This window comes from Ruegeria sp. HKCCD7221 (genome assembly GCF_013031225.1).
Taxonomy (GTDB): domain Bacteria; phylum Pseudomonadota; class Alphaproteobacteria; order Rhodobacterales; family Rhodobacteraceae; genus Ruegeria.
In genome coordinates, this window is record NZ_WPZE01000003.1 from 173,450 (window position 1) to 196,323 (window position 22,874).

19 protein-coding genes and 1 tRNA gene are annotated in these 22,874 nt (G+C 57.7%); 5 read left to right on the top strand and 15 right to left on the bottom strand.

Annotated features, from left to right (window positions below; all coding sequences use genetic code 11):
* Positions 1-2 precede the first annotated feature (2 nt).
* The 5 genes from GOX73_RS09925 to GOX73_RS09945 form a co-directional block, all read right to left on the bottom strand.
* Positions 3-1,382, bottom strand: coding sequence for an amidohydrolase family protein (locus GOX73_RS09925; protein WP_171126221.1), 1,380 nt, complete (start codon positions 1,380-1,382; stop codon positions 3-5).
* A gap of 185 nt (positions 1,383-1,567) precedes the next feature.
* Positions 1,568-2,983 (bottom strand): FAD-binding oxidoreductase, encoded by a 1,416-nt coding sequence (locus tag GOX73_RS09930; protein ID WP_171126220.1) that lies wholly within the window; start codon positions 2,981-2,983, stop codon positions 1,568-1,570.
* A gap of 114 nt (positions 2,984-3,097) precedes the next feature.
* A complete protein-coding gene (locus GOX73_RS09935) occupies positions 3,098-3,355 on the bottom strand; it encodes a DUF4242 domain-containing protein (RefSeq protein ID WP_171123675.1) in 258 nt (85 codons plus the stop codon).
* Between the two features lie 27 nt (positions 3,356-3,382).
* Positions 3,383-6,955, bottom strand: a complete 3,573-nt coding sequence (locus GOX73_RS09940) for an AAA family ATPase (protein WP_171134876.1) — start codon at positions 6,953-6,955, stop codon at positions 3,383-3,385.
* A gap of 93 nt (positions 6,956-7,048) precedes the next feature.
* Positions 7,049-7,927 (bottom strand): LysR substrate-binding domain-containing protein, encoded by an 879-nt coding sequence (locus GOX73_RS09945; RefSeq protein ID WP_171126218.1) that lies wholly within the window; start codon positions 7,925-7,927, stop codon positions 7,049-7,051.
* A gap of 118 nt (positions 7,928-8,045) precedes the next feature.
* Here GOX73_RS09945 and GOX73_RS09950 point away from each other — a divergent pair, with 118 nt between their 5' ends.
* Positions 8,046-8,795 (top strand): SDR family oxidoreductase, encoded by a 750-nt coding sequence (locus GOX73_RS09950; RefSeq protein ID WP_171126217.1) that lies wholly within the window; start codon positions 8,046-8,048, stop codon positions 8,793-8,795.
* A 17-nt stretch (positions 8,796-8,812) separates the two neighbouring features.
* On the top strand, positions 8,813-9,220 hold the full coding sequence (locus tag GOX73_RS09955; protein ID WP_171126216.1) for an ectoine synthase: 408 nt from the start codon (positions 8,813-8,815) through the stop codon (positions 9,218-9,220).
* Positions 9,221-9,403: 183 nt separating this feature from the next.
* Here the strand turns inward: GOX73_RS09955 and GOX73_RS09960 are convergent.
* The 6 genes from GOX73_RS09960 to GOX73_RS09985 all read right to left on the bottom strand — a co-directional run bounded on the left by GOX73_RS09960 (position 9,404) and on the right by GOX73_RS09985 (position 14,639).
* A tRNA-Met gene (locus GOX73_RS09960) sits at positions 9,404-9,480 on the bottom strand.
* A gap of 84 nt (positions 9,481-9,564) precedes the next feature.
* Positions 9,565-10,539, bottom strand: a complete 975-nt coding sequence (locus GOX73_RS09965; protein ID WP_171126215.1) for an alpha/beta fold hydrolase — start codon at positions 10,537-10,539, stop codon at positions 9,565-9,567.
* Position 10,540: 1 nt separating this feature from the next.
* The gene (locus GOX73_RS09970; protein ID WP_171126214.1) at positions 10,541-12,013 is read right to left on the bottom strand and encodes an NAD(P)/FAD-dependent oxidoreductase; all 1,473 of its coding nucleotides are present in this window, start codon (positions 12,011-12,013) and stop codon (positions 10,541-10,543) included.
* 173 nt (positions 12,014-12,186) lie between these two features.
* Positions 12,187-12,432: a hypothetical protein gene (locus GOX73_RS09975; RefSeq protein WP_171126213.1), complete on the bottom strand. Its 246-nt coding sequence runs from the start codon at positions 12,430-12,432 to the stop codon at positions 12,187-12,189.
* Between the two features lie 47 nt (positions 12,433-12,479).
* On the bottom strand, positions 12,480-13,634 hold the full coding sequence (locus GOX73_RS09980; protein ID WP_171126212.1) for an aromatic ring-hydroxylating dioxygenase subunit alpha: 1,155 nt from the start codon (positions 13,632-13,634) through the stop codon (positions 12,480-12,482).
* Between the two features lie 99 nt (positions 13,635-13,733).
* A complete protein-coding gene (locus GOX73_RS09985) occupies positions 13,734-14,639 on the bottom strand; it encodes a LysR substrate-binding domain-containing protein (RefSeq protein WP_171126211.1) in 906 nt (301 codons plus the stop codon).
* A 203-nt stretch (positions 14,640-14,842) separates the two neighbouring features.
* Between GOX73_RS09985 and GOX73_RS09990 the strand changes: the two genes are divergently transcribed.
* Positions 14,843-16,390, top strand: coding sequence for a trimethylamine methyltransferase family protein (locus GOX73_RS09990; protein ID WP_171126210.1), 1,548 nt, complete (start codon positions 14,843-14,845; stop codon positions 16,388-16,390).
* A 16-nt stretch (positions 16,391-16,406) separates the two neighbouring features.
* On the opposite strand, the gene GOX73_RS09995 is transcribed toward GOX73_RS09990, so the two are convergent.
* Genes GOX73_RS09995 through GOX73_RS10010 form a run of 4 tightly spaced genes read right to left on the bottom strand, consistent with a single transcriptional unit; the run spans position 16,407 to position 20,877 of the window.
* Positions 16,407-17,747, bottom strand: coding sequence for an FAD-binding oxidoreductase (locus tag GOX73_RS09995; RefSeq protein WP_171126209.1), 1,341 nt, complete (start codon positions 17,745-17,747; stop codon positions 16,407-16,409).
* Positions 17,744-19,240, bottom strand: coding sequence for an aldehyde dehydrogenase (locus tag GOX73_RS10000; protein ID WP_171126208.1), 1,497 nt, complete (start codon positions 19,238-19,240; stop codon positions 17,744-17,746). The genes GOX73_RS09995 and GOX73_RS10000 overlap by 4 nt, the downstream gene beginning before the upstream one ends.
* 4 nt (positions 19,241-19,244) lie before the next feature.
* Positions 19,245-20,162 carry a dihydrodipicolinate synthase family protein gene (locus GOX73_RS10005; protein WP_171126207.1) on the bottom strand — a complete coding sequence of 306 codons (918 nt, stop codon included), beginning with the start codon at positions 20,160-20,162 and terminating at the stop codon, positions 19,245-19,247.
* Between the two features lie 7 nt (positions 20,163-20,169).
* Complete coding sequence (locus GOX73_RS10010; RefSeq protein ID WP_171126206.1) at positions 20,170-20,877, bottom strand: GntR family transcriptional regulator; 708 nt, start codon at positions 20,875-20,877, stop codon at positions 20,170-20,172.
* 123 nt (positions 20,878-21,000) lie between these two features.
* On the opposite strand from GOX73_RS10010, the gene GOX73_RS10015 reads away from it, so the two are divergent.
* Together GOX73_RS10015 and GOX73_RS10020 are read left to right on the top strand one after the other, a co-directional pair.
* The gene (locus tag GOX73_RS10015) at positions 21,001-21,951 is read left to right on the top strand and encodes a GlxA family transcriptional regulator (protein ID WP_171123622.1); all 951 of its coding nucleotides are present in this window, start codon (positions 21,001-21,003) and stop codon (positions 21,949-21,951) included.
* 412 nt (positions 21,952-22,363) lie between these two features.
* Positions 22,364-22,870, top strand: coding sequence for a hypothetical protein (locus GOX73_RS10020; protein WP_171126205.1), 507 nt, complete (start codon positions 22,364-22,366; stop codon positions 22,868-22,870).
* Positions 22,871-22,874: the final 4 nt, after the last annotated feature.

The window sequence follows — 22,874 nt, forward strand, 5'->3', positions numbered from 1 at the left end:
CGTTACTCCAGCGTATTCTTGTAGATCACCCCGTCTTTCATGATCAGGTGAATGGTCTCGGGGCTTTCGGGACGCGGATCAGCGCCGAACCATTGATCACCTGTGCCAACGACGGAAAAATCCTCGAGCGGGTTGCCGTCGATCAGCAGGATGTCGGCATAGGCGCCTTCTTCGATCACACCCAATTTGCCCGCAGGGTAGGGGTTCATGAAATCGCCGGACAGGGCGACGATCTCACCACCTGTCGAGGTCAGCGTTGTCATGGACACGAAAGGGCCGAAGAAATCGTTGTTGAGCTTCTTCTCGTAGGCAATCTGGATACTACAGGCTTCGACCGAGCCGACGCAGTCGGTCTGAAACCCGCGTTTGACAGGACATTCCTTCATGTTGTTGATATAGCCAGCAAAGGTCTCGGACGCAGACTTGGCCTTGGCGAGGCTGGACGGCACGCTGGCAACGGCGGGAATTTCCAACAGGCCGGGGTCGAATGCGGTCAGGTTGGTCGTGATGTAGGCACCTTTCTCGTTCATCAGAGCGGCGATTTCGCAATCAAAGGAAAACCCGTGTTCGATGCTTTTGACGCCCGCGTTGAGCGCATTCATGATGGCCTCTTTCCGGTAGGAATGTGCCATGACGTAACTGCCGTATTCACTGGCAACCTGCACGGCGGCCTCAATTTCTTCGGGGGATCCGGCCAGCAGTTGCCACGGGTCAAAGGCAGACACCACGCCGCCCGACTGCATATATTTCAACTGCGTCGCGCCCATCCGAAAGTTGTTCCGGCCAAATTTCTGAACGTCTGCAACGCTGTCAACTTCCTGTGCCATGTTCAGGCGGCTGAAATTCGTCGACGCGCCGGGTGGAGAGGTAAAGCTGGCGAAATCCGCATGTCCGCCCCGCGTGCCGAGAAACGCACCTGAAGGATAGTAACGCGGACCAAGTATTTGCCCTGAATCAATGGCCCGGCGCAGCCCTCCATTCGCGCTTCCGGCGTCCCGTACAGTTGTGAAGCCCTGCATCAGGTACATCTCGGCCATACGCGTGCCGTGGATGCCGAAATCTTCCCACGTGGCATTGGCTTCCATCGCGGGAATGCTTGGCCCCATCAGCATCAGATGCGCGTGCGTTTCGATAAACCCCGGCGTCAGGGTGCGGCCTTCACCGTCGATCACAGTGGCATTGGGCGCGTCTATCTGTGAGGTCGAGACAGCTTTGATCAGGTTCCCTTCGACCAGAACGTTTGCGTTTTCGACCCGTTGTTCATTCACGCCGTCGAAGACATGCACGTTGGTGAAAAGCGTTTGCTTGGGCGTGGCGTCCTGCGCAAAAGCAGCGCCCGAAAAAACGAGTGCTATGAGCAGGTTAATCTTGGAAAGCCGCATCCATCCCTCCTGATCAAGTTGGTTCTTAAACTATCATATTTTTGAATGTGACGGGGATGCCCGCGCGGTGTCAACGATTTGAAAAGGGCGCATTTGCGTATGTCGAACAATGAGCGTCACGGTTCGATCACCCTTGACGGCGACCCGTGTTTTGGCCGCCGTCGGATGGCATAACCCTGTGCCGTTCAGGTCGGCAGGATATTATGATTGACTCTAAACAGGTTGCCGGGGTCGTACTTGCCCTTGATTTTGGACAGCTTGCCGCCGTTCGCGCCGTAGGCTCCAGCCATATGGTCGGCCTCATCCTCGGGCATGAAGTTCACATAGGCGCTGCCGGTCGCGTGCGGCTGCATTCTGTCATACAGAGTACGCGCCCAGTCGATGCATTCGGCGTCCTTGGCGGGATCTTCCCAACGTGTGTGCACATTCATGATGAAATGCGCCGACCGTTGTGGATAGGCCGTTGAATCTGCTCCAACCCGTGCCATCGCACCCCCGACATGGGCAATGAACACCTCGCACGCCGGATCCGGAAGCGTGGCAATGCCGTCCAGCAATCCCGTTATCGCATCCGAAGACAACGTTTCGAAATCGTGGCTTTTCCAATAATTTCGAGCGCCGGGTGTCAGAAGAGCATCGAAAGCAGCCTGCCAATCCACGAAGGAATGCGGCGAGATAACATCGACAATCGGATCACCCAACGCGCGCAACCCGGCGACGGCCTTTTCGCCATCCTCCATTGCACCGGCATAGCAGGCGGCAAAGATCAGGATTTCTCGTCCGTGCCACTCTTCCGGCAGGAAGGGTAATGGCGGGGCCTTTCGCATGACGCTCCAGACGGTCAGCTCGTCCGGTGATGTGTCCGCGATTTTGGCATATTCTGCCAACAGCGCAGGGGCGTTTTCAATGGGATGCACAATCAAGCCTGACAGGACCTCTGGCCCCAAGTCATGCAATTGAAACTCAAAGGACGTCACGACGCCAAAGTTTCCGCCGCCCCCTCGGATCGCCCAGAACAGCTCGGGGTGACTGCTGGCGGATGCGGTGACAATTTCGCCCTCTGCCGTAACAACCTCAGCCGATACCAGATTGTCGATTGTCATGCCGAACTTCCGCGTGGTCCAGCCGAAGCCACCGCCAAGCGTAAGTCCAGCTATCCCTGTGGTCGAGTTGATACCGGTCGGAACGACAAGACCGTGGGCCTGTGTCTCGCGGTCCACATCGCCAAGCAGGGCACCCGGAGCGACCCGCGCAGATTTTGCAATCGGGTCAACGTGGACGGATCGCATATGCGACAGGTCCAGCATGACTGTTTCGTCCGCAACCGCGTGACCTGCAATCTGGTGGCCGCCAGATCTGACAGACATCACCAACCCGGCATCTCGCACGAAATTGACTGCCTTCTGAACATCGCTGGCGCCCAAGGCCCGGATCACGAAACCGGGGTATCGCTCGACCATACTGTTCCAGGTTGTTCTGGCTTCGTCGTATTCGGGGCTGCCGCGAAGATAGACGCCCCCCCTGAGCGATGCGCTAAGGGCATCGAGCGCGTCTTGATCAACCGTTACCATATCGCCGTGCAGCGACTTCAAATCAAACATTGGGATAACCTTTCATTTGCATAAAAGGTTTCTTGCGCTACTGCCCCAGTAATCGAAGTTCCACCTTTTCCCGGTGTTGAAGTGATTTTTGATCCGTAAGAGAACGGTTGGGCTTCAGGCAAAAATTCCGGGGTCGATCCTGTCGACCGGCGTAATGACGTCGGCTGGGATATTCAGCCTTTTGGCCGCCTTGCGCAAACTTTCTTCGTCCGGGGCTTCGTACAGGCAGTAGGTTTTTCGCTTATCCGCGCTGAGGAACGAGAAAATCCACTCGATCCCTTCTTCGTCGTTGATTTCTTTAATCTTGATCTTGTCGTCGTCTGTTACATCAAGCTGTTCTGCAAAATTTCTTTCGATAATGTATCTTGGCATCATGCTCCCCCAAGCATTTTTAAGGGGTCAAACGGCAGTTCCTTCAAGCTTTGACCTAAGGGAAACCATACTTAATTTTTGTGCCGTTGCCAACGCTTCCGCTTCCAGTTGAAATGCCCGGCGTATGTCGGTCGCGCGCCCTCGACGCCGCAGCGCCGAGGCAAAAGCCGCCTTGCTATGCGCAATCCAGGGGACCGAGGCCATCCGCGTGTCGATCTCGATTGCCTTTTCGAAAAGGCGCTCGGCCGCCTCCCAATCCGCAAGCAAAGCGGCAAGGCTGCCCAGACGCCGCGCTGCGGCACCGGCACACACTGTGGTTGCGCCTGCTGTAATCGTCAGCTCTTCGTAGGGTTTGAGAATTTCAAAAAGCGCTTCCGCGTGCCGCTTGTGTTCGACGGCGACGCTGATGTCAGAAAGGTAGGACAAGGTCGTCGTATACATCGCGTCGGGCGGCAAAACGAAATTGTTTTCAGCCATTTCGTTAAGAATACGTTCGGCCGGTTCCTTGTACCCAAGCTCGGCTGCGATCAGCCCGAACCCCGGTTTCCAAGCGACATCGCCGGGGCTTTCCGACATCAGCTTCTTGATGACTGGCGCCACTTCGTGCAATCGGTTCTGTTCGCGACGGATCGTGAACATCTGAACGCCATAGACGCCTTCGACATGCTCACCATGCGTCTTTCGGCCAATTTTGACGGCTTCTGTCGCGTGTTTCTCCGCCGCCTCAAAGTCTCCGTCCATTATGGCAACCATTGCGCGCGCATGTTTTTGCACCCAGTAAAGCTGTAGGTGATTGTCCTTTCTGGATATTTCGGTCAACAACTCAAGCGAGTGCTCCATTAGCTGGCGATCTGCCATTTCCGCACCCACAAACAGGCTTAGGGTTCTGTCGCGACCCTGATCAATGCTGCCAAGCTTTTCGGCAACTTTGTGCATTGCTTCTAGGTTCTCGCGCCAGTTACGTGCTTCGCTTTCCTTTCTGGCGACAAAGGGCGCGCCATAATGCATCATCATGACCGAAAACTGGGACTTATGATCCCCAAGTTTCGCTGAAAGCTCCATGGCAAGCTGTCCATATCGGGAACCCTCGGCTAATTGGCCGACAAAGATATAGGCCCGTGCAAGCTGGCTTATCAGGCGGCAGCGGCGGGTTTCATCTTCTTCCGGCAGGGCGTCCAGAGCGTCTCTGCAAAGCTCTATGGCTTCGGCGTGTCGTTCGCTGGACATCATGCAGGAATCCGCAAAATGGTTGGCGGCATCCGCCGCCAATCCGATATCGCCAATCTGACAGGCGGCGTCTGACGCCTTTTTGAGAACCGCAATCCCTTCCGGCAACTCGCCAAGGCTGTCATAGCTTCTGCCAACAAGAATCTGCCCGACAATCGTTTCCACGCTAACCCCAGCGCCCATATTTTGGGCCGCCATAAGCGCCTCGCGCGCATTGGACATTGCCTCTTGGCTGGCGGACCGGGCAAGGGCCATTTCGGTTGCTGTGCACCACTTGTCGAAAGCAGCGGTCCAGTCCTCGGCCTCGGATAAATGGCGGGCGACCAGTTCGGGCCGGCGTGCAATTTCGGCGGATCGTAGCGTGTTCAGGGCCTGTGCGACATCCGCATGTTGCTGCCGCCGTGTAGAGCCAAGCATGGATTGATAGGCCGTGTCGCGGATCAGGGCATGGCGAAAGACAAAATGCCCACGGTTATGCCCGCTTTCGAAAATCAGGCCAGTACGGGACAACTCATCCAGACTTGTCTGAACGCTTGACTTGTCTTCTCCCATGGCAGCGCCCAGCAAGACCGGGTCGAATTCACGGCCAATGACCGACCCCGTCAGCGCAACCCGCTTTGCGGTTTGAGAAACGGCGTCCAGACGGGCCATCAAAGCACCCTTGAGCGAGGAGGGAATGGCGACGTTGTCCTGACCTCCGGCCTCTAGGATTGCGCGCGTCAGTTCCTCGACAAACAGCGGCACGCCGTCGGTTTTTTCGATGATCAGATTGATCATCTTCTGATCAGGCTCTGCCCCCGAGATATTGCGGATTAAATTCGCGACGTGAGCGGAATCGAAGCGCCGCAATTTCAGTGTTTGAACATGCGCTTCGCCTTCGCTCTTGCCCAACTCCCATTCTGGTCTGTGGGTAATCAGGATCATCAGGCGTAGGTCGGCACAGATCGTTTTGAACCGCTCTAACAGGGCCTGAGTCGACGGGTCGATCCAATGCGCATCTTCCACGCACAGGATCACGGGTCGTGCGTTCGACCGTATCTTGACCGTCTTGATCAGAGTTTGGATCGTAAGGTCGCGTTGTTCCTGTGGTGACAATTCAAGAATCTGTCGGGCCAGCGCACTGCGCGGGGCAACCAGAGCGGCGAAAACCGGCAGAACCTTTTCCAGATTCAGCCCGGGGCGCGAACTGAGCATGTCGCGCACATGTTCCAAAATTTGATTGTCGTCGAAATCGGGCTCGACACCTGCGTCTTGGGAAATTCGTTCCGTGACCGGATGGAAGGGACTGCTGGTCAGGTATGGAGAACAGTTCAGCCGGATAACGTCTGCCTGATCATCCGTCGTGCAGTCAGCCAGGAACTCTTCTGTCAGACGGGATTTGCCAATGCCCGGTTCGCCCGACAGAAGAACCACCTCGCCCTGTCCGTTACGGGCCCTTTGCCACGATTGTAGAAGGATGCCCTTTTCGTAATCCCGCCCAATAAGGGCGCTGGTGCTTTCGTCCCCGTGGGAGGCCTTGAACCGGCTTTCGGCACTGCGTTCGGCCACCACCTCTAACAAGGTTCGGGGGTCTTTGAACCCTTTCAGATCCACTTCCCCGAGCGTTTCAAACTCAAAGATACGATGCAGGGCAGCTTCGGTTTCTTCTTCGGGTACGACAACCGTATTTGGTTTTGCATGTTCCTGAATCCGTGCCGCCAGATTGAGGATCGGGCCGGTCATGGCGCCTTCCTCATAAGTGTTTTCGGTGACGGTGTCCCCGACCACGACATCGCCGCTTGCGATGCCCAGCCGTGCCGACAGTTGGTCCCCATCAGGTGTTCTAAGCTCTCTGACGCGGTTGATCGCATCCAACCCGGCCTTGACCGCGCGAATGGCGTGATCTTCGTAGGCGCGCGGCCAGCCGAAGAATACAAGAAGCCCGTCGCCCAGATATTTTGCCACGTACCCGCCATATCGACTGACGGCCCCTGCGACTGCGTCCTGATAGTTCAGCAATAAGATCCGCATGTCCTCTGGGTCCAGCCGGTTCGTCAATTCGGTCGACCCAACAAGGTCAGCGAACATAACCGTCAGGTGGCGTCGCTCGGCGACCGGGCTTGCGCTGTCCGATGTTTCTGGCACGGGGGTTGATCGGGTGGGCCGGTCGATGGGGTCCGTGTCCACAGCCTTGGGCGCGGGCGCGTCATCGGGTGTCAGATCAGAGATCGCCGCCAACAGAATTTTGCGATGACCGAGGCTGACGCCTAATTCCTTCAGGTCTTCCGCGGTCAAAAGTGGCAAGACCCGCGCGTCAACGTCATTCTGGACAAAAGCGTCAACATACTGGTCCAGACCAAGACCGTTCAGCCAATTTTGGATCCCAACTCCCATCTTTGGATCATGCTGAGTTGTTGAATACTAATCAAGAACGTCGAGTCTGAACCTGTAGGTGGTGATGCTGACTTCGGTACAACAGGCAAATCCTCAAATCGACATGAGCCATTTCTTGAAAATTCTCACCGTGACCCGCTCCTGATCGCCGGGGCGACAGACGAAATACAGCCCACGGTCCAGTGGGACGCTGCTGTCATCCAGGCGGATTAGTCGGCCAAGTTCCAAGTCTCTGGCGGCCAGCAGGTTTCTTGCCAATGCCACGCCCTGTCCGTCAATAGCGGCCTCCAACAAAACGGCGCTATCCACGTACTTGACACTCTGTGACTTGATCCGCTCGGGGCTTAGCCCAACCTGCGCAGCCCAACTTTCCCATCCAACGTTGAAGGCGTCGTGCAAGAGCGGGAGGTCAGCAACCTCCGCGGCGTGCATCGGTCGTCGTTGTTTTTCAACAAGCGATGGCGCGGCGACGACAATCAATTCTTCTTGCTTTATTTGCTCATGATACAGCTCGCCCCAGCCGGGCTTGCCGAAACGCAGGGCTACGTCGACCTCGGACCTGTCGAAGTCCGCATAGGCGTCATTTGTGTCCAGCAGCAGGGCGATACCCGGATGCTCCTGTTGAAACGAACTGAGCAATGGGACAAGCCATTTGAGCGCCAGAGATGTGGACAACGACACTGTAATCGACTGGCGATGACGAATCCGCTTTACCTCTGACACACCCAGTTGCAATGCGGAAAACGCCCCTCGCGTCGATTGATACAAGCGTTCCTCGGCCTTGGTCAGTTCGACTCCATTGGGACGACGATGAAAAAGCACCGCGCCAAGATGCAGTTCCAGTAGCTTGATTTGACGGCTGATCGCCCCGTGGGTGACGTTCAGCACATCCGCTGCCTTTGTCAGGCTGGAATGGGTCGCCGTTTCATCAAACGCTTGAAGGGCCCGTAGGTGTCTGAGATTTTCCATCATGTGAGAATATCTAACATCAGGATACCAAAAACTCGATAGTACTGTTTCCTTTCCAGCAATTAGGCTGATTTCGATTGAGTAAATCTCATAAGTAGTCTGCCTGAAGAAAGGAAAGATCATGCCCGAACTTAAGGTCGCCCTGATGACGGGAACCGGACAAGGTATCGGCCGGGGATGCGCCATTGAAATGGCGAAAGCCGGCTACAAGGTCTCGCTGATGTCCCCATCTAACCGTTCGGTTGAACTGGCAGAGGAACTTGGCGGTATTGGACGCAGGGGGTCCGTGCTGGATGTTGATGATCTGCAAGCAATGATCGACGACACCATAAGCAAGTACGGGCGGATTGACGCGATCGTCAGTAATATGGGCCACGGTGGGACGGTGCCCGAAGCCATCAAAACCGTCGGATTCGATCCGGATTTTGACGGGCCGCTGCTGGAGCTCAGCGACGCGCTTTGGCACGAAAGTTTGGACATGTACGTGCTGAACGTTGTCAAAATTGCCCGCATCCTCACGCCCATATTGATCGAGCAGGGCGGCGGTGCATTCGTCAATATCTCATCCATGAACGCTGTAGAGCCGCGTGCGCCTTACCCCATGAGCATGCTGCGCGGTGCCTTGCACAGTTTCTCGAAGCTGTATGGTGATCGTTACGCCCGGCACAACATTCGCATGAACAACCTGCTGCCCGGATTCTGCGAGAATGTGAACCTGTCCGATCGGGCCCGTCGGGAAATCCCCGCCCAACGGCCCGCTACCTTTGAGGAAATCGGGCAGGCCTGCGTGTTTCTTGCCAGCGACGCCGCGCGGTATATCAATGGCCAGAGTGTACTGTCCGACGGTGGAATGAACCGGGCGGTGCGATAGCAAAAAGGCGGAGAAAGATGATTGTTACAGCACTTGCAGATATCCTTGAGACAGATCGGGACGTCTCTGGTCCGGGGTGGAGCAGCCGAAGGTTGCTGCTTGCCTCTGACGGATTAGGGTTTTCGCTGACGGACACGATCATCAAAAAGGGTGCTGCGCTTGAACTTGAATATAAACATCATTTCGAGGCGTGCTATTGTATCGAAGGTAAAGGGCAGATCAGGGCGTTTGACGATGACACATGGCACACCCTTGAGCCATTCACCCTGTATGCGCTGGACCAACACGACCGGCATGTGGTGCGTGCGACAGACACGGACCTGCGGCTAGTCTGCGTTTTCAATCCGCCGCTAAGTGGACGGGAAGTGCATCGCAAGGATGGAAGCTATGCGCCCTTGGATCACGATGATGGCGGCGAGGTCTGAACAGCCCAACCAAGGATGCGATGTGCGGCGCAGTTTCAACTCATGCAACGCCCGTGCAGCGAATCCCAACACCTTTCGTAGGTGAATTTTCATCTGCTGTTATCCGGATTGTCACCCAGTGCACATTCCACGCAAAACCAACGGCGGGAAGTTCACGTACCAAACGGAAAATGAGGGGGATAATGGTAGCGGAGGAGGGACTTGAACCCCCGACACGCGGATTATGATTCCGCTGCTCTAACCAACTGAGCTACTCCGCCACGAGTGAAAGGCGATTTAAGGGAGGGGCCCGAGGGGGTCAAGAGGGAAATGACCCCCAAACCGGGATTCTTTTTGACGGTGCTTCAACCTGTCTTGTCGGCGGCCTCGCCTTCGGCGTTTGCGGCCATCGCAATGCGGCGGATAAAAGCAACGCAGGTTTCTGGGGCCGTAATTGGTATCATGTGACCCAGCCCCTCAAGTCGTTCGTCTGTCAGACCAAACTGCGTCATGGGGGCGGCATGCGCCTCGGGCGACAGGATGGCGTCTTCTTGGCCGTACAGGATGCCGCCGGGGACTTTCAGATCCGGGTAGCGCGCGACCTGCGTGTCCATGCTGTCGTCAATGCCCGCAACATCCTGTGACGCGGTAACGAAAGCCGTCGGGCGCAGACCCAAGGCACCACCCGCGCGATCCAGAAAATCTTCGGGCGCTGGCTCGGGGCCGAACACGATGCCCAGAGTATGAGGGGCGGTTTTTGCGGCCATTGGCACCGCGATCGTATTACCGATGAAGCTGCGCAGCCAATCCGTTCGGATCGCCAACGGTTTGAAAACGTCAGGCGGCCCCGGCATGACTTGCGTCAACGGAGCCAGCAGTGCCAGCGCCTTTGTCTTGCCAGGATTGTCTAGTGCCATGGCCAGTGAAACCGCCCCGCCCAGTGAATGTCCGACCAAGACGGCATTTTCCACGCCCTTGGCATCCAGCAACTCTTGTATCATCCGGCCCTGTTGGTGCAGTTGACCAAGATCGCCCGTGTCGCGTGTCGAATATCCGCAGCCGGGGCGGTCGACCGCAATGACATGGTAATCATCGGCCATCATGTCGACCATCGCATAGGTGAAATGCTGCAACTGCCCGGCAAGACCATGGATCATCACGATGGTCTGTTTTGCAGGATCGCCCGCCTCGACATAGTGAATACTGCCGCCTTGCACCGGTGCGATCTGACCCAGTTGCGGAACTCGCTTCAAGCCATCCTGTGTCAGCTTTCGGGTCCAGAGATTCATGGCTCCGAAAAATGCCGCGATCAAAAGAACGATAATGAATAGGGTGGTCATCTCAATGCTCTCCACTTTGGGTCGGGACGACCGAGTATTGCTCGATCCCGGACCGCGCCATGCGCTTTTCATATTCTGATACGGTGCCGGGCCAGAGGGTTGTGTTGCGGCCCTTGGCATCCTGATACCAGGATGTGCACCCTCCGGCTTGCCAGACACTGTCTACGTGCCGGTCCTGCATTTCCTGCAGGAAAGAAGCCTGCTTTTCAGCATCCGGCGTGATGGTCTGGGTGCCATTGCTATTCATTTTGTCCAAGACACGCCCGATATGGCGCACTTGCGCCTCGATCATCAGAACGACCGAGTTATGACCCAGCCCGGTATGGGGCCCCAGCAGGATAAAGAAATTCGGAAATCCGGCGATAGCTGTGCCCAGATTGGCTTTCATCCCGTCAGACCACGCGTCCCGCAAGCTCAGGCCATTTGTTCCATTGATATTCAGAAATTCGACCGTTTCCGTGACATTGAACCCGGTGCCCCAGATCAGGATATCGGCCTTGGTACGCGTGCCGTCAGAGGCGATGATCTGATCGCCTTCGATTGCGGCCACACCCTGCGGTACGACCGTTACGTTGTCGCGTGCAAGGGCAGAGTACCAGTCGTTAGAACTGAGGATACGTTTACAGCCGATCTGATAGTCGGGCGTCAGCATGTCGCGCTGGGCTGGGTCCGAGATCGCTTTTTCCAGCGAATTGCGCCACATCTTCATAGCAAAGTTGACGGCCCCCTTTTCGCCGCGAAAGACTCGGTGGCGGTATTCGAAAACCAGATAGATCAGTTTGCGGCGAAGCCAAGGCAGTATGGGCAGGCGTTGATACAGGCGGCGCACCCACGGCGCGATCGGTCCATCGGGGCGGGGCAGTACATAAGGCGCGGTGCGTTGAAAGATCGTGACTTGGGCTGCCATCTTCGCGATCTCAGGGACGAACTGGACAGCCGAAGCGCCTGTTCCTACGACCGCGATACGTTTGCCTGTAAGGGAAACATTGTGGTTCCACTGGGCCGAATGAAAGCTGGGGCCGGGAAAGCTGTCTGCGCCGGGAATGTTTGGAATACTGGGAATATGCAGGGCGCCTATGGCGGAAACAAGAAACCGGGCCGACCAGAGCTGACCCTCGTGGGTTTCGACCTGCCAGCGCGCTCCGTCCCACCGCGCCGCCTTCAGGCGATGGTGAAAATGGCACAGGTCGTACAGCCCTTCGTCCTGTGCGACTTTTTGTAGATACGCCTGTATCTCGGCCCCGCCCGCATAGGCGCGGCTCCAGTCAGGGTTCAGATGCGTGGCCATGGAATACAGGTGCGAAGGCACATCGCAGGCCACGCCGGGATAGGTGTTCTCGCGCCAGGTCCCGCCGATATCGTCTGCCTTTTCAAGGATTGCGATTTTGGTGATCCCTCGCTTTCGCGCCTCGATCGCCATGATCAGACCCGAGAACCCCGCGCCAACGATCAGCATATCCGTTTCATGTTCCATGCGTCCGCCCCTCCCAAAGCGACCGTGGTGGTGCGATCAGGATATAAACTGCGCAGGCTCGTGGATAGGGTCCCGTAGGGTCAGGTGCTAATCCACGTGCTTTCTTTCACCATCGGTGCAGGAAGGGCAACTGACGCAGTTCTTATTTCGGGTCGAGCAGGCTTAGTGCCACGCTAATCCAGAAAGTCCAACCGATGCACACGCCCATAAGCAGCCAGTCGCGCGTTCAAGGCGTCTGCCTCGGCTGCGCCGGATTCCAGTGCAAAGACAAAGGCGTGGGTCAAATAGAAACAGGCCGCGTCGATGTCCTGCTCGGTCTCACACTCGTCAGCGGACATGGTGAAATAGCGGATCAAGGCGTCAAGATCATTGCGATTATGCGCCTCAAGTAACAGACGGTCTAGATCGGTCTTGTCCATTCGGTCTCCGTCGGGATCGGTCGGCGCAGGCCAACCGGTTCGTGGCTCTACTCCGCGCGACCGTTTTCGATCTGTGTTGCGACCCAGTGATGGAAGTTATGCGTCGGCCCGTCCATCGCGGGCGAGAAGCGGCCGCCGTCGAACAGAACACCGTGGCGGCCTTTCTGCATGCCTTCGACAACAAAGACGTCTTCTTCGAATACGGTCTTCCAGAGTTGCGCGTTTGAGGCGCGCAGGCCGTCATGCTGGGGTGTGTCTTCTATGCTTTTGGCATAGTACAGTTCGATATGCTCGACCGTGTTTTCCTGATCGACGGGTTCCAGCACGATTGCAAAGGCATGGTCGCGCTGCACGCCCAGCAGGACATTCGGATAGAGCGCCACATACTCCGCGCCCTCATCCCATTGGTCGCTGAGGCCTTCAAAGTCCTCGAAGGTTGCGCCGTCCTGATCGGTCAGTTGCCGATAGACCAGCGTGCCCTGACCGGAATAGTGCCCGCGTTCTTCGATATTGTAGTGATCCTCAAGCCGGGAATAGCTGTTCAGGCCGGGGTGGACCCACGGCAGGTGATAGCTTTCGCAATAGTTCTCGACCGCCAGTTTCCAGTTGGTCTTGACCTCCAGCTTGAACGAGGATGTCTCGCCGCCGTGATACACGGGCTGGTCAAATTCCCTCCAACGCTCCAGCAGAGCGGCATGGGCGTCCTCGAAGGCAGGGGCATTGCCGTCCACGTTCACAAAGATCACATCGCGCCAGACATAAGATCGCACGCGGACCAGCCCCAGGTTCTTGCGGTCAACATCTTCGTGGGTGTTGTGGCCGGGGCCGCCCACATGTGGGGTCGCGCGCAATTCCCCTTTCAGGCTGTAACACCAGCTATGGTAGGGGCAGCGGATCGCGCCGCCGATTTTGCGGGGGGTATCGACCAGAATCATGCCACGGTGGCGGCAGGTGTTCTGGAAAACGCCAACCTCTCCGTCGCGGTCGCGCACGATCAGCAGGGGCATTCCCAGAAAGTCGACCGGCTTGGCGTCGCCTTCTTCGGGCACATCCTTGCCGAACCCGATGCCGGACCAGTTCGCGTACAAGACCGATTTCCGTTCTTCGGCGAAAACGGTCGGGTCGACATAATGTTCGTTAGGCAGGCCGTTGGCGACATTTACATCGGCCAGAACGGAGGATAGCGGGCTATGCTTGTTCATCGGGCTCTCCTGAAGGTGTGCTGGATGCGCTTTATCTGTATTGGCGGAAGGGAAGGGCACCACACAACATCAGAAAACCTCATCAAAGAGTGATTTCACCTAAACCGAACCGTTCTGCACCTCTTGAATGATCCAGTTCTTCAGCGCGCGCGCGCTGTCGGACAGGTCTTCATCGGGGCGACCGACAAGGTAGAACTGGTTTGGCGCGGTCAGTTGATGCGGGCCGATGGTGACCAATTTGCCGGATTGCAGCATCGGCTGGATAAGCCGCTGCCACCCCAGCGCCAACCCAGCCCCCTTGCGGGCAAGCTGCAAGGCAACCGAATAGCTGTTTACGCGGGATTCAATTGGAATTGTGCCGTTAAACCCCAATTGCTGAAACCATTCGGGCCAGGTTGTCCAGCTACGGTCTTCGGACTCAAGGTGAATCAACCGCTCGGCTGCAAGTTGATCCAAACTAGCGCCGATCAGTCTGTCGGCGACCTCGGGGTTGGCGACCGGCACCAAATGATCGCGAAACAAAGGCGTATTTGTAAGGCTGGGATCACTGTCACGGCCATAGCGGATAAAGAAGTCAACATCCGGCCTGTCGCGAAAGGCGCGGTCTTGAGACAATTGATCAACGTTGACCTCGGGCATGTCGCGCCAGAACCGGATGACAGCCGGGGACAGCCACAGGGCGGCAACGGCCGTGGTCGATCCCACCGTGACCTTTTCGACCGAAGCGCGATTCCGGATTGCGCCCAGAGTTTTCGAGATACGAGTGAAAGAGGACGACAGTGCCTCGTACAAGGCTTTCCCATCTTCGGTCAGATCAACGCCCCGGTGTTTTCGTTGGAAAAGGGCTGTGCCCAGATCGCCCTCAAGCGCCTTGATCTGGTGGCTGACCGCGCCGGGGGTGACCGAAAGTTCCTCGGCCGCGTTCTTAAAGCTCAGGTGCCGCGCTGCGGCCTCGAACGCGGATAAGGTGGTTAACGGCGGGAGGTTATAGTGGCGTCTGGACATGATGGGCGGCAATCATCGGCGGGTTTTGGATTACTTTCATTCACCTCAGTATTGGCAATTCGACGGGTGAAAGCCAGTCAGCATTTAAGAGTTTAGCGGATCGCTTTCTTGTCAATGTCGCTTCTTGCAAACAGATATCGCAATCAGTGACGTACGTGGCCTGCGAATCCTCCAGTCTGGGGTCAAGATCGGAGGATTGCCCCATGAACATTCGCACCGCCAACCGCGCAGGAGGCCGTTCCGCCCGCCGCGCCCTGCGCACCGCGCCCAATTTCGACATGCTGCCCGGCCTGACCCGTCGCATCCCCTTGTGTGAGGTGATGGACGGCGCGCAGGTTGAACGCCTCGATAACGCCTCGATGGATATTCTCGAGAATGTGGGTGTCCAGTTCCGCGATCCCATCGCGTTGGAGGATTGGAAGAGGGTTGGCGCCAAGGTCGAAGATGAGATGGTCTATCTGGATCGGGGCCTGGTGCGCGATCTGATCGCCACCATCCCCAACGATTTCACCTATTACGCGCGCGATCCGAAAAAGAATGTGCGGCTGGGCGGGCCGCATTCGATCTTTGTGCCGATGACCGGCGCGCCCTTCCTGCGCGACCTGGACGATGTGCGCCGCAACCCGACGCTGGACGATCTGGCGATGTTCCACAAGCTGTCGCACATGCTGCCCGCGCTGCATTCCAGCGCCCATCACATCGTCGAACCCTATGATCACCCGATCAGCCAGCGCCATCTGCGGATCACCTATTCGTCGATGAAGCATTCGGACAAGACCTTCATGGGCATGACCACCAGCCCCAAAAACGCCGAGGACGTGATGGAGATGTGCGCCATCCTGTTCGGCGAGGATTACCTAGAGGATCACCCGGTCACCACCGGCAATTGTAACGGCAACTCGCCCTTGGTATGGGACGAAACCATGCTGGGGGCCTTGCGCGCTTTTTGCCGCCGCAAGCAACCGGTGCTGTGTTCGCCCTTCGTACTAGGTGGGGCGAATACACCGGCATCCGTTCCAGCCACCGTGGCGCAGTTGAACGCCGAAGCGCTAAGCGCGCTGGCCTATACGCAGATCATCCGCAAGGGTGCGCCCGCGATCTACGGGCATTACTTGTCGACCGTCTCGATGAAGTCCGGTGCGCCGATGGCAGGCACGCCCGAGATCAGCCTGATGAACTTCATGATCGGCCAAATGGCGCGGTACTACGGCGTGCCGTGGCGTACCTCGAACACTTTGGGCGGTGCCAAGACCTTTGACGCGCAGGCCGGATATGAATCCGCCACCACGTTGCAGGCGGTGGTCCATGCAGGTGCCAACTATATATGGCACAGCGCGGGCTGGAATGAGGCCGGGATGCACTGTTCCGTCGCCAAGTTCATCGTCGATGCGGAACAATGCGCCATGGCCTATCGCATGGCCGAAGGGCCGAAATGGGATGATTTCGATCAAGCCTTGGCCGCTGTTCCCGATGTCGGTCCCGGCGGACACTACCTGGGCCATCCGCATACGCAGGACAATTTCCAAAGCGCCTTTTTCATGCCTGAGATGTTCGACAACAACTCGATCGAGCAATGGCAGGCCGAAGGCAGCATCGAGATCACAGAACGCGCCCTGACCCGGGCCAAAACCCTGCTGGCCGAATACCAGGAACCAAAGCTGGACGAGGCCAAGAACGAAGCGCTGCTGGATTATATCGCCCGACGGGAACGGGAAATCCCGGCGGCGGATGAGTTGAACCAAAGCTATTGAAAAGCGGTGGGTCCGTTCATTCGTCGCGGGCCCGCCATTCCTTCCATCGTAATACTGCATTCGCACCAAGCTCGCGAAAGGGCTGCGGGGGCAAGAGTTTGGGGGGGTGTTCTGTTTCGAAGTGCCGGGTGATGTCCGAGTTGTACCCGCAGGCGCGCTCGGACGCTGCGATGCCTGTCAGCGTTCCGCGTGCGGTGCCCAGCCCGTTCTGGACGCAGCCGGAAAAGACACCCGGTTCGATCTGCCGCGCGACGGACACTCCGTTAAGGCTCAGGCACAGATGGCCCGCCCATTGGTACTGCATTGGCAGGCCTGCCAACTGTGGAAAACGCTGATCAAACTTGCGCTGCATGACCCGCGAGGCGCGTTCAAGATCGCGCGGCGTGGCGGCCATTCCGGGACGCAGCGCTGCGCAGGTCCGGGTAATGATACGATTGCCGCCCTGACCGGTATCTATCCGACGCATGGTCGTGCCCATCGGGTCAGACGGGGTCACACCCCAGCGCGGCTGACCGCCGATAAGGGCCATTTGATCCACGTTCAGCTCGGGCGTCATTGCAGCAAAGAGAAACAGTTGCATCAGTCGGTCGGTCTCGATCCCGAAGCTTTCCAGATGACCGTTTACGGTAAGGATAACCGCGCCCGTGCTGACCGCGCCACGCGCCGTTCGTACCTGCCACGCGCCGCCTTGTTTCTGAAACCCAGTGACGGCTGAGTTCTCGAACACCGCGACCCCATCCCCGACCAGCCCAGCCGCCAAACCGCGCACATAGCCCGCCGGTTGCAGCATCACCGTCCCCGGTGTGAAAAGACCCGAGCGATAGTGGCGCGAGCCGGTCAACTCATACATTTGCTGTGGGTCCAGCATTTCACTGGTCTCGCCCAGACTGGCCAGATGCTGTGCGTAGCTTTTGTTATGCACGTGCCCGGCTGCGCTGGCGGCGCCGTTCACTTTGCCCGCCGCATCGAAATAGTTCGGGTCGATCCGGTATTGCTCGACGGCTTCACGCGCGAACGCAATAGCGCGGCGGTTCAATGCGATCATGGCCCTGTCATCGCCCGCGCCCGCATAATCGTCGGACGCCAGATCATGCGGCAGGTCGATCATAAAGCCTGAGTTCCGCCCCGCCGCGCCTTCGGCCACGCGCCCGGCCTCCAGCACTACGATCTTGGCACTGGGCTGCAGTTGCGTCAGACGCCGGGCTGCGGACAAGCCAGCAAATCCTGCGCCTATGATCGTGAAGTCAGCATTGATTTCGGCCTTCAGCTCGCGGGCCGAGGGCTGCGCCCCCAAAAGAACGCTCCACGCCGCAGGCCCACGGTGGAGGGGCAGGGTGCGGGCGGTGTAGCTGCTCAATCCACCGCCTCATCCGCGTCATCGGCCAGATCAATCCAGATGGTTTTCAGCTGGGTGTATTGATCATGGGCGTGAACCGAGTTGTCGCGCCCGCCAAAGCCCGACTGTTTGTAGCCGCCGAAGGGCGTGGTGATGTCGCCCTCGCCAAAGCTGTTCACCGTGACCGTACCGGCCCGGATCGCCCGAGCGCCGCGAATGGCGCGTTTGACATTGGCCGTGAAGATCGAAGCACATAGGCCATACTCAGTGTCATTGGCAATCTTGATGGCCTCGTCAAAGCCCGAGACTTCGATCACCGACAGCACGGGGCCGAAGATTTCCTCGCGCGCCAAAACTGCGTCATTGCCGGGCACCTCAACCACCGTGGCCTCGACAAATCCGTCCGTGGCGGTGCCGCCGATCACGACATTATCGGCCTGTTCCAGATAGCCGCAGACCTTGGTAAAATGCCCCTCGCTGACCATCGCGCCCATGCGGGTTTCGGGGTTCAGAGGGTCGCCGATATTCCATTGTTTCGCGTGATGGGCGATGCGTTCCAGCAGCTCAGTCTTCACGTCCTTATGCACGATCAACCGGGACGAGGCCGAGCAATTCTCGCCCATATTCCAGAACGCGCCGTTGACGATATGCGCGGCCACGCGGTCCAGATTTTCGGCATCTTCCATCACGATGGCGGGGTTCTTGCCGCCCATCTCAAGCACTACCTCCTTGGCGTTGCTTTCCGCCGAATAGGTCAGGAACCGCTTGCCGGTGACGGTTGAGCCGGTGAAGGACACCATGTCGATATCCATATGTCGCCCGATGGGCTCGCCCACCTCGGCCCCGCCACCCGGAACAATGTTCAGCACGCCGCGCGGCAGACTGGCCTCCATCGCCAGTTCGGCCAGACGCAGGGCGGTCAGCGTGGTTTCGGCCGCCGGTTTCACGACCACGGTACAGCCCGCCGCCAAGGCTGGTCCGATCTTCCACGCCAGCATCAGCAGAGGGAAGTTCCACGGCAGCACTAGACCCACTACGCCAATCGGTTCACGAACCACCATAGCGATGTGATCGTCGCTGGCGGGTGAGACCTGATCATAAATCTTGTCGATCGCCTCGGCGTGCCATTTCAGGCAATGGATCGCCTCGGGGATGTCGACGGTTTCGCAGTCATAGATGGTCTTGCCGCTGTCGATGCTCTCCATCACCGCCAGCTCGCGGGCGTTGCGCGTCATCAGTTTGCACAGGCGGATCAGCACATCCTTACGGTCCGAAGGATGCAATCGCGACCATCGGCCATCGTCAAACGCCTCGCGCGCTTTTTCGACGGCAAAATCTACGTCTGCGCCGCCGCAGGAAGCGATATCGGTCAGTTTCGCGTTGGTTGCAGGGTTCACCGTCTCAAACGTCTGGCCCGAGATCGCGGGGCGATAGCCGCCGTCAATGAAGGCCCCGGTGGGCAGGTCCAGCCTTGCGGCGATGGATGTGTATTCGTCCTGTGTCAGCAGTTCCATTGCCTTACCTCTCAGCCACAATGTCAGCGATTGTTTTCTTCAATACGCGTGTCACCTGTTGCAGCGCGCGCTTGTCATCCTTGTTCAACCCTTTCAGCGGGGGGCGCATCTCGCCCGCATTAATCCCGTTCATGGTTACGCCGTGCTTGATCGTCTGGATGAATTTGCCGCCCTGCTCCAAGACCCGCATCAGGGGCATCATCGCCGACATGATCCGGCGGCCCTTGGCAAAATCCCCCTCGGTCACGCAAGCCTGATACAGCGCCACATGCTCGGCAGGTAGAAAGTTTGATCCACCGCAAACCCAGAACGGAGCGCCCCAGGCAAAGAACTCCAACGCCTGATCGTCCATGCCACAGCCCAGTTGGATATGCGGGTAATCCCGCGCCAGCAGATGCACCCGGTTGATATCGCCCGAGCTTTCCTTGATGCCGCAGAAGTTTCGGCTGCGACCAACCCGGTCAAGGAATTCTTCTCCCATCATCGTGCCGGTGCGGTGCGGATAGTTATACAGCATCACGGGCAGGTCAGCGGCCTTGTCGACGGCCAGCGCGTTCAATGCGTTCTCGCGGTCGGTGGGCACCGCGTAGGGCGGGCTGGCCAGCAGGATTGCATCCGCGCCGATCTCGCGCGCGCCCGAGGCCAGAGCGATCGAATCCGCCGTCAGCATCGCGCCTGTGCCGATCACCAGGGGAAGACGGCCCTTCAACTGCTGATGCGTGAACCGCGCCAACTCCAGCCGTTCTTCGACCGTCTGGGCATAGTTCTCACCCGTCGACCCGCCCGAGATCAACCCATGCACACCGTGGTCGATCAGGTACTCGATTACCTGCGCCAGAGCGTCCCAATTCACGGACCCATCGGCGTGATAGGGCGTGATCACCGGGGTATAGATCCCCTCAAACTTGAAAATCGGGTTCATTGCATCCTCATGCAGGTTTCGACAGGGGCGCGCCCATGGGCACATCCAACGCGTCGGGCATCACGAACAGTTCGATCTGATCGCGTGACAGGTTCCAGTGGTCCTCGGCCAACTGTGCAGCCGCCGCCTCATTGCCCGCCTCGATGGCGGCGATGATGGCGTCGTGCTGGCGACTGGCTTCAGACAGGTTTTCGGTCATCTTGGTGGTTTGAGGGCGATAGAACGTCATCCCGATCCGGGCGTGATCTATCAGCAGGCGGTTGAACGAGGGCAACAGATAGACATTGCCCGACATCTCTCCGGTCACGTCGTGGAAACGGTTATTGGCCAGGGCGCGGTCTTCGGCGGACCCAGCGCGCAAGGCCGCCTTGAACGCCTGCTGCGCATCTTTCAGCGCGTCGATCTGTGCCCTTGTCGCGTTCTGCGCCGCTAGTCGCAGAATGGCCCCGTAAACCATCGGTGCGGCCAGAAAGAAGTCGCGCAGGGTGGTATATGACATCTCGGACACCCGCGCAGATCGGTTTGTGCGCAGATCCAGATATCCTTCACCTGCAAGTTGTCGGAACACCTCGCGCAGAGGCGTGCGGGACAGGCCGAACGCATCGGACAGATGCGCCTCGTCCAGATCAGTGCCGGGTTGCAAGCGCAGGGTTAGAATTCCGACCTTCAGATGTTCGGTCAGCTCCGCTTTGCGAGATTTGGCGTCGTCTTTCATCCGGTTTCCCCCAGTCAAACACGATTCGTGTTGGGTCTTCCCTTCTGTATTCGAAAAAAATACAAATTGTATACAGAAAAGAATCGTGCAGCATGAAACACGCCCAACTAGACGGATCACCCCATGCGCCAAACCCGGCACATCACCTTCATCCTGATCGAGGAGTTTTCGCACCTTGCCTTTTCATGCGCGGTCGAACCGTTGCGGATCGCAAATCTCGTCAGCGAGGAACAGCTTTATGACTGGACGCTGGTTTCAGAGGATGGTGAACGCGCGGTCTGTTCCAATGAACTGGTGACATTAGTGCATGGCGGGCTGGACGATCTGCCGAAGACCGACCAGCTTTTTGTGTTGTCCGGCATCCATATGCGCAACCACGTCACACGCCCTTTGCTGGCGACCCTACGCCGCGAACGGGCGCGAGGAACGGCGATCGGTGCCTTATGTTCGGGCGCATGGCTGCTGGCCGAGGCAGGTTTTCTGGATGGAATGCAGGCGGCAATTCATTGGGAATACCACGACGCCTTTATGGAGGCCTTTCCCGAAGTAAACCTTGTCCGTAGCGTTTTTGTGGCAGATGAAAAGCACATTACCGCGTCCGGCGGTACGGCCACAGCCGACCTGATGTTGCACCTGATTGAGCGCGACCACGGCGAGGAACTGGCCATCGCGGTGGCTGACCAGATGGTTTACAACGCCGTGCGCAATGCCACCGCAAAACAACGCGTTTCGTTGCAATCCAGAAACGGGATGCGTAATGCGCATTTGGCGAAAGCCATCCACATCATGCGAGACTGCATAGAGGCCCCCATGTCTCCGTCTCAGATTGCCGAAGACCTTGGCATTTCGACCCGGCAACTTGAGCGACTGTTTGGAAAATACCTGAATACGTCCCCCAAGAAATATTTTATGGAGTTACGTCTGGAGCGGGCGCAGAAATTGCTGTTGCAAACCGAAGCGTCAGTCACCGAGGTGGCGATGGCCTGTGGGTTCGAAAGCCCGGGCCATTTCTCAAGGGTGTATCGGTCGAGTTTCGGCGTCACCCCGCATGCGCAAAAAAGCAAGATCGATTAAGTCGCTATGATGGGGGAGCTGCTCTGCCCTTGGGCGAGTCGGGCTGGGCAGGCGCTCACCCCCCTTAGTCCCGCTCGTACCCCCTCGTTAAAGTCTTACTGGTAAACAAATCCGCGGGATTGAACTGGTATAGGCGGTGAAATAGGCATAACTGGTACCAGATCATGTCCGTTTTGAGGGCATTTTGCGCGGGAACGCCTGATTTTGTTGCACGGTTCAGCCGGTGCTTGGGACGGGCCGCGTCACGGCGAAAACAAACTCAGAGCGGATATGTTTGCGTTAAACGCCCATTTGTGTCATTTTTGTAATTGCCAGAAATCGAGGGATTACAGCGAAATAAGGCAGAAAAAAACATTAGAATGAACTTTGAGTTTCCCATGTCCTCATCAAGGGTTTTTACCGGAGGGCTAAAATGAATTTTGAAACACAAGACGCCGCAGTGAGTTCAGCATCGTGCGGTGTTCCTACAAAAATGCGCGAACATCAGATCTGTCAGGCATCCTCGGCGGCAGAAGCAGCGTTTGAGCAGATTGCTCGCGCTGCCTCTTTCGGTGCGGGTTTGACGGGTGAGTTCCAGAAACGCGTGTTCTCCATTTTCCGGTGGTATTTTCTTTCAGCCTTTTGCACGCGGATGCTTTCAGAGTCCGTGCATCGGTTGGAGCATCAGACGTTGCAGGTATCTATGGATATCTACAGCGCCGTCAGCATGGTGCTGACGGAAAGCGAAATCGAGGAATCGATGGCGCTTGTTCGCACGGAACGCACCTCTTTGACATTGGGTCGGGCGAACGACATTGGCGCTAGGGGTCATACGGTTGGCTGGGTCGCCGCTGGTTTGCATGAAAAAGGCCGCGAATTTCCCGGTGAGATCGAGAATGCCCTGGCGGGTGCGCTGGCAGCGTCCAAGCGATTGAACTGACGCC

What these genes read in the sequence shown, in the direction of transcription:
- GOX73_RS09955 (WP_171126216.1), top strand. Translation starts at nt 8,813, where the DNA reads ATGATTGTTACAGCACTTGCAGATATCCTTGAGACAGATCGGGACGTC.
- GOX73_RS09965 (WP_171126215.1), bottom strand. Translation starts at nt 10,539, where the DNA reads ATGACCACCCTATTCATTATCGTTCTTTTGATCGCGGCATTTTTCGGA.
- GOX73_RS09930 (WP_171126220.1), bottom strand. Translation starts at nt 2,983, where the DNA reads ATGTTTGATTTGAAGTCGCTGCACGGCGATATGGTAACGGTTGATCAA.
- GOX73_RS09970 (WP_171126214.1), bottom strand. Translation starts at nt 12,013, where the DNA reads ATGGAACATGAAACGGATATGCTGATCGTTGGCGCGGGGTTCTCGGGT.
- GOX73_RS09980 (WP_171126212.1), bottom strand. Translation starts at nt 13,634, where the DNA reads ATGAACAAGCATAGCCCGCTATCCTCCGTTCTGGCCGATGTAAATGTC.
- GOX73_RS10010 (WP_171126206.1), bottom strand. Translation starts at nt 20,877, where the DNA reads ATGAAAGACGACGCCAAATCTCGCAAAGCGGAGCTGACCGAACATCTG.
- GOX73_RS09935 (WP_171123675.1), bottom strand. Translation starts at nt 3,355, where the DNA reads ATGCCAAGATACATTATCGAAAGAAATTTTGCAGAACAGCTTGATGTA.
- GOX73_RS10005 (WP_171126207.1), bottom strand. Translation starts at nt 20,162, where the DNA reads ATGAACCCGATTTTCAAGTTTGAGGGGATCTATACCCCGGTGATCACG.
- GOX73_RS10020 (WP_171126205.1), top strand. Translation starts at nt 22,364, where the DNA reads ATGAATTTTGAAACACAAGACGCCGCAGTGAGTTCAGCATCGTGCGGT.
- GOX73_RS09975 (WP_171126213.1), bottom strand. Translation starts at nt 12,432, where the DNA reads ATGGACAAGACCGATCTAGACCGTCTGTTACTTGAGGCGCATAATCGC.
- GOX73_RS10000 (WP_171126208.1), bottom strand. Translation starts at nt 19,240, where the DNA reads ATGGAACTGCTGACACAGGACGAATACACATCCATCGCCGCAAGGCTG.
- GOX73_RS09985 (WP_171126211.1), bottom strand. Translation starts at nt 14,639, where the DNA reads ATGTCCAGACGCCACTATAACCTCCCGCCGTTAACCACCTTATCCGCG.
- GOX73_RS09940 (WP_171134876.1), bottom strand. Translation starts at nt 6,955, where the DNA reads ATGGGAGTTGGGATCCAAAATTGGCTGAACGGTCTTGGTCTGGACCAG.
- GOX73_RS09990 (WP_171126210.1), top strand. Translation starts at nt 14,843, where the DNA reads ATGAACATTCGCACCGCCAACCGCGCAGGAGGCCGTTCCGCCCGCCGC.
- GOX73_RS09945 (WP_171126218.1), bottom strand. Translation starts at nt 7,927, where the DNA reads ATGATGGAAAATCTCAGACACCTACGGGCCCTTCAAGCGTTTGATGAA.
- GOX73_RS10015 (WP_171123622.1), top strand. Translation starts at nt 21,001, where the DNA reads ATGCGCCAAACCCGGCACATCACCTTCATCCTGATCGAGGAGTTTTCG.
- GOX73_RS09925 (WP_171126221.1), bottom strand. Translation starts at nt 1,382, where the DNA reads ATGCGGCTTTCCAAGATTAACCTGCTCATAGCACTCGTTTTTTCGGGC.
- GOX73_RS09950 (WP_171126217.1), top strand. Translation starts at nt 8,046, where the DNA reads ATGCCCGAACTTAAGGTCGCCCTGATGACGGGAACCGGACAAGGTATC.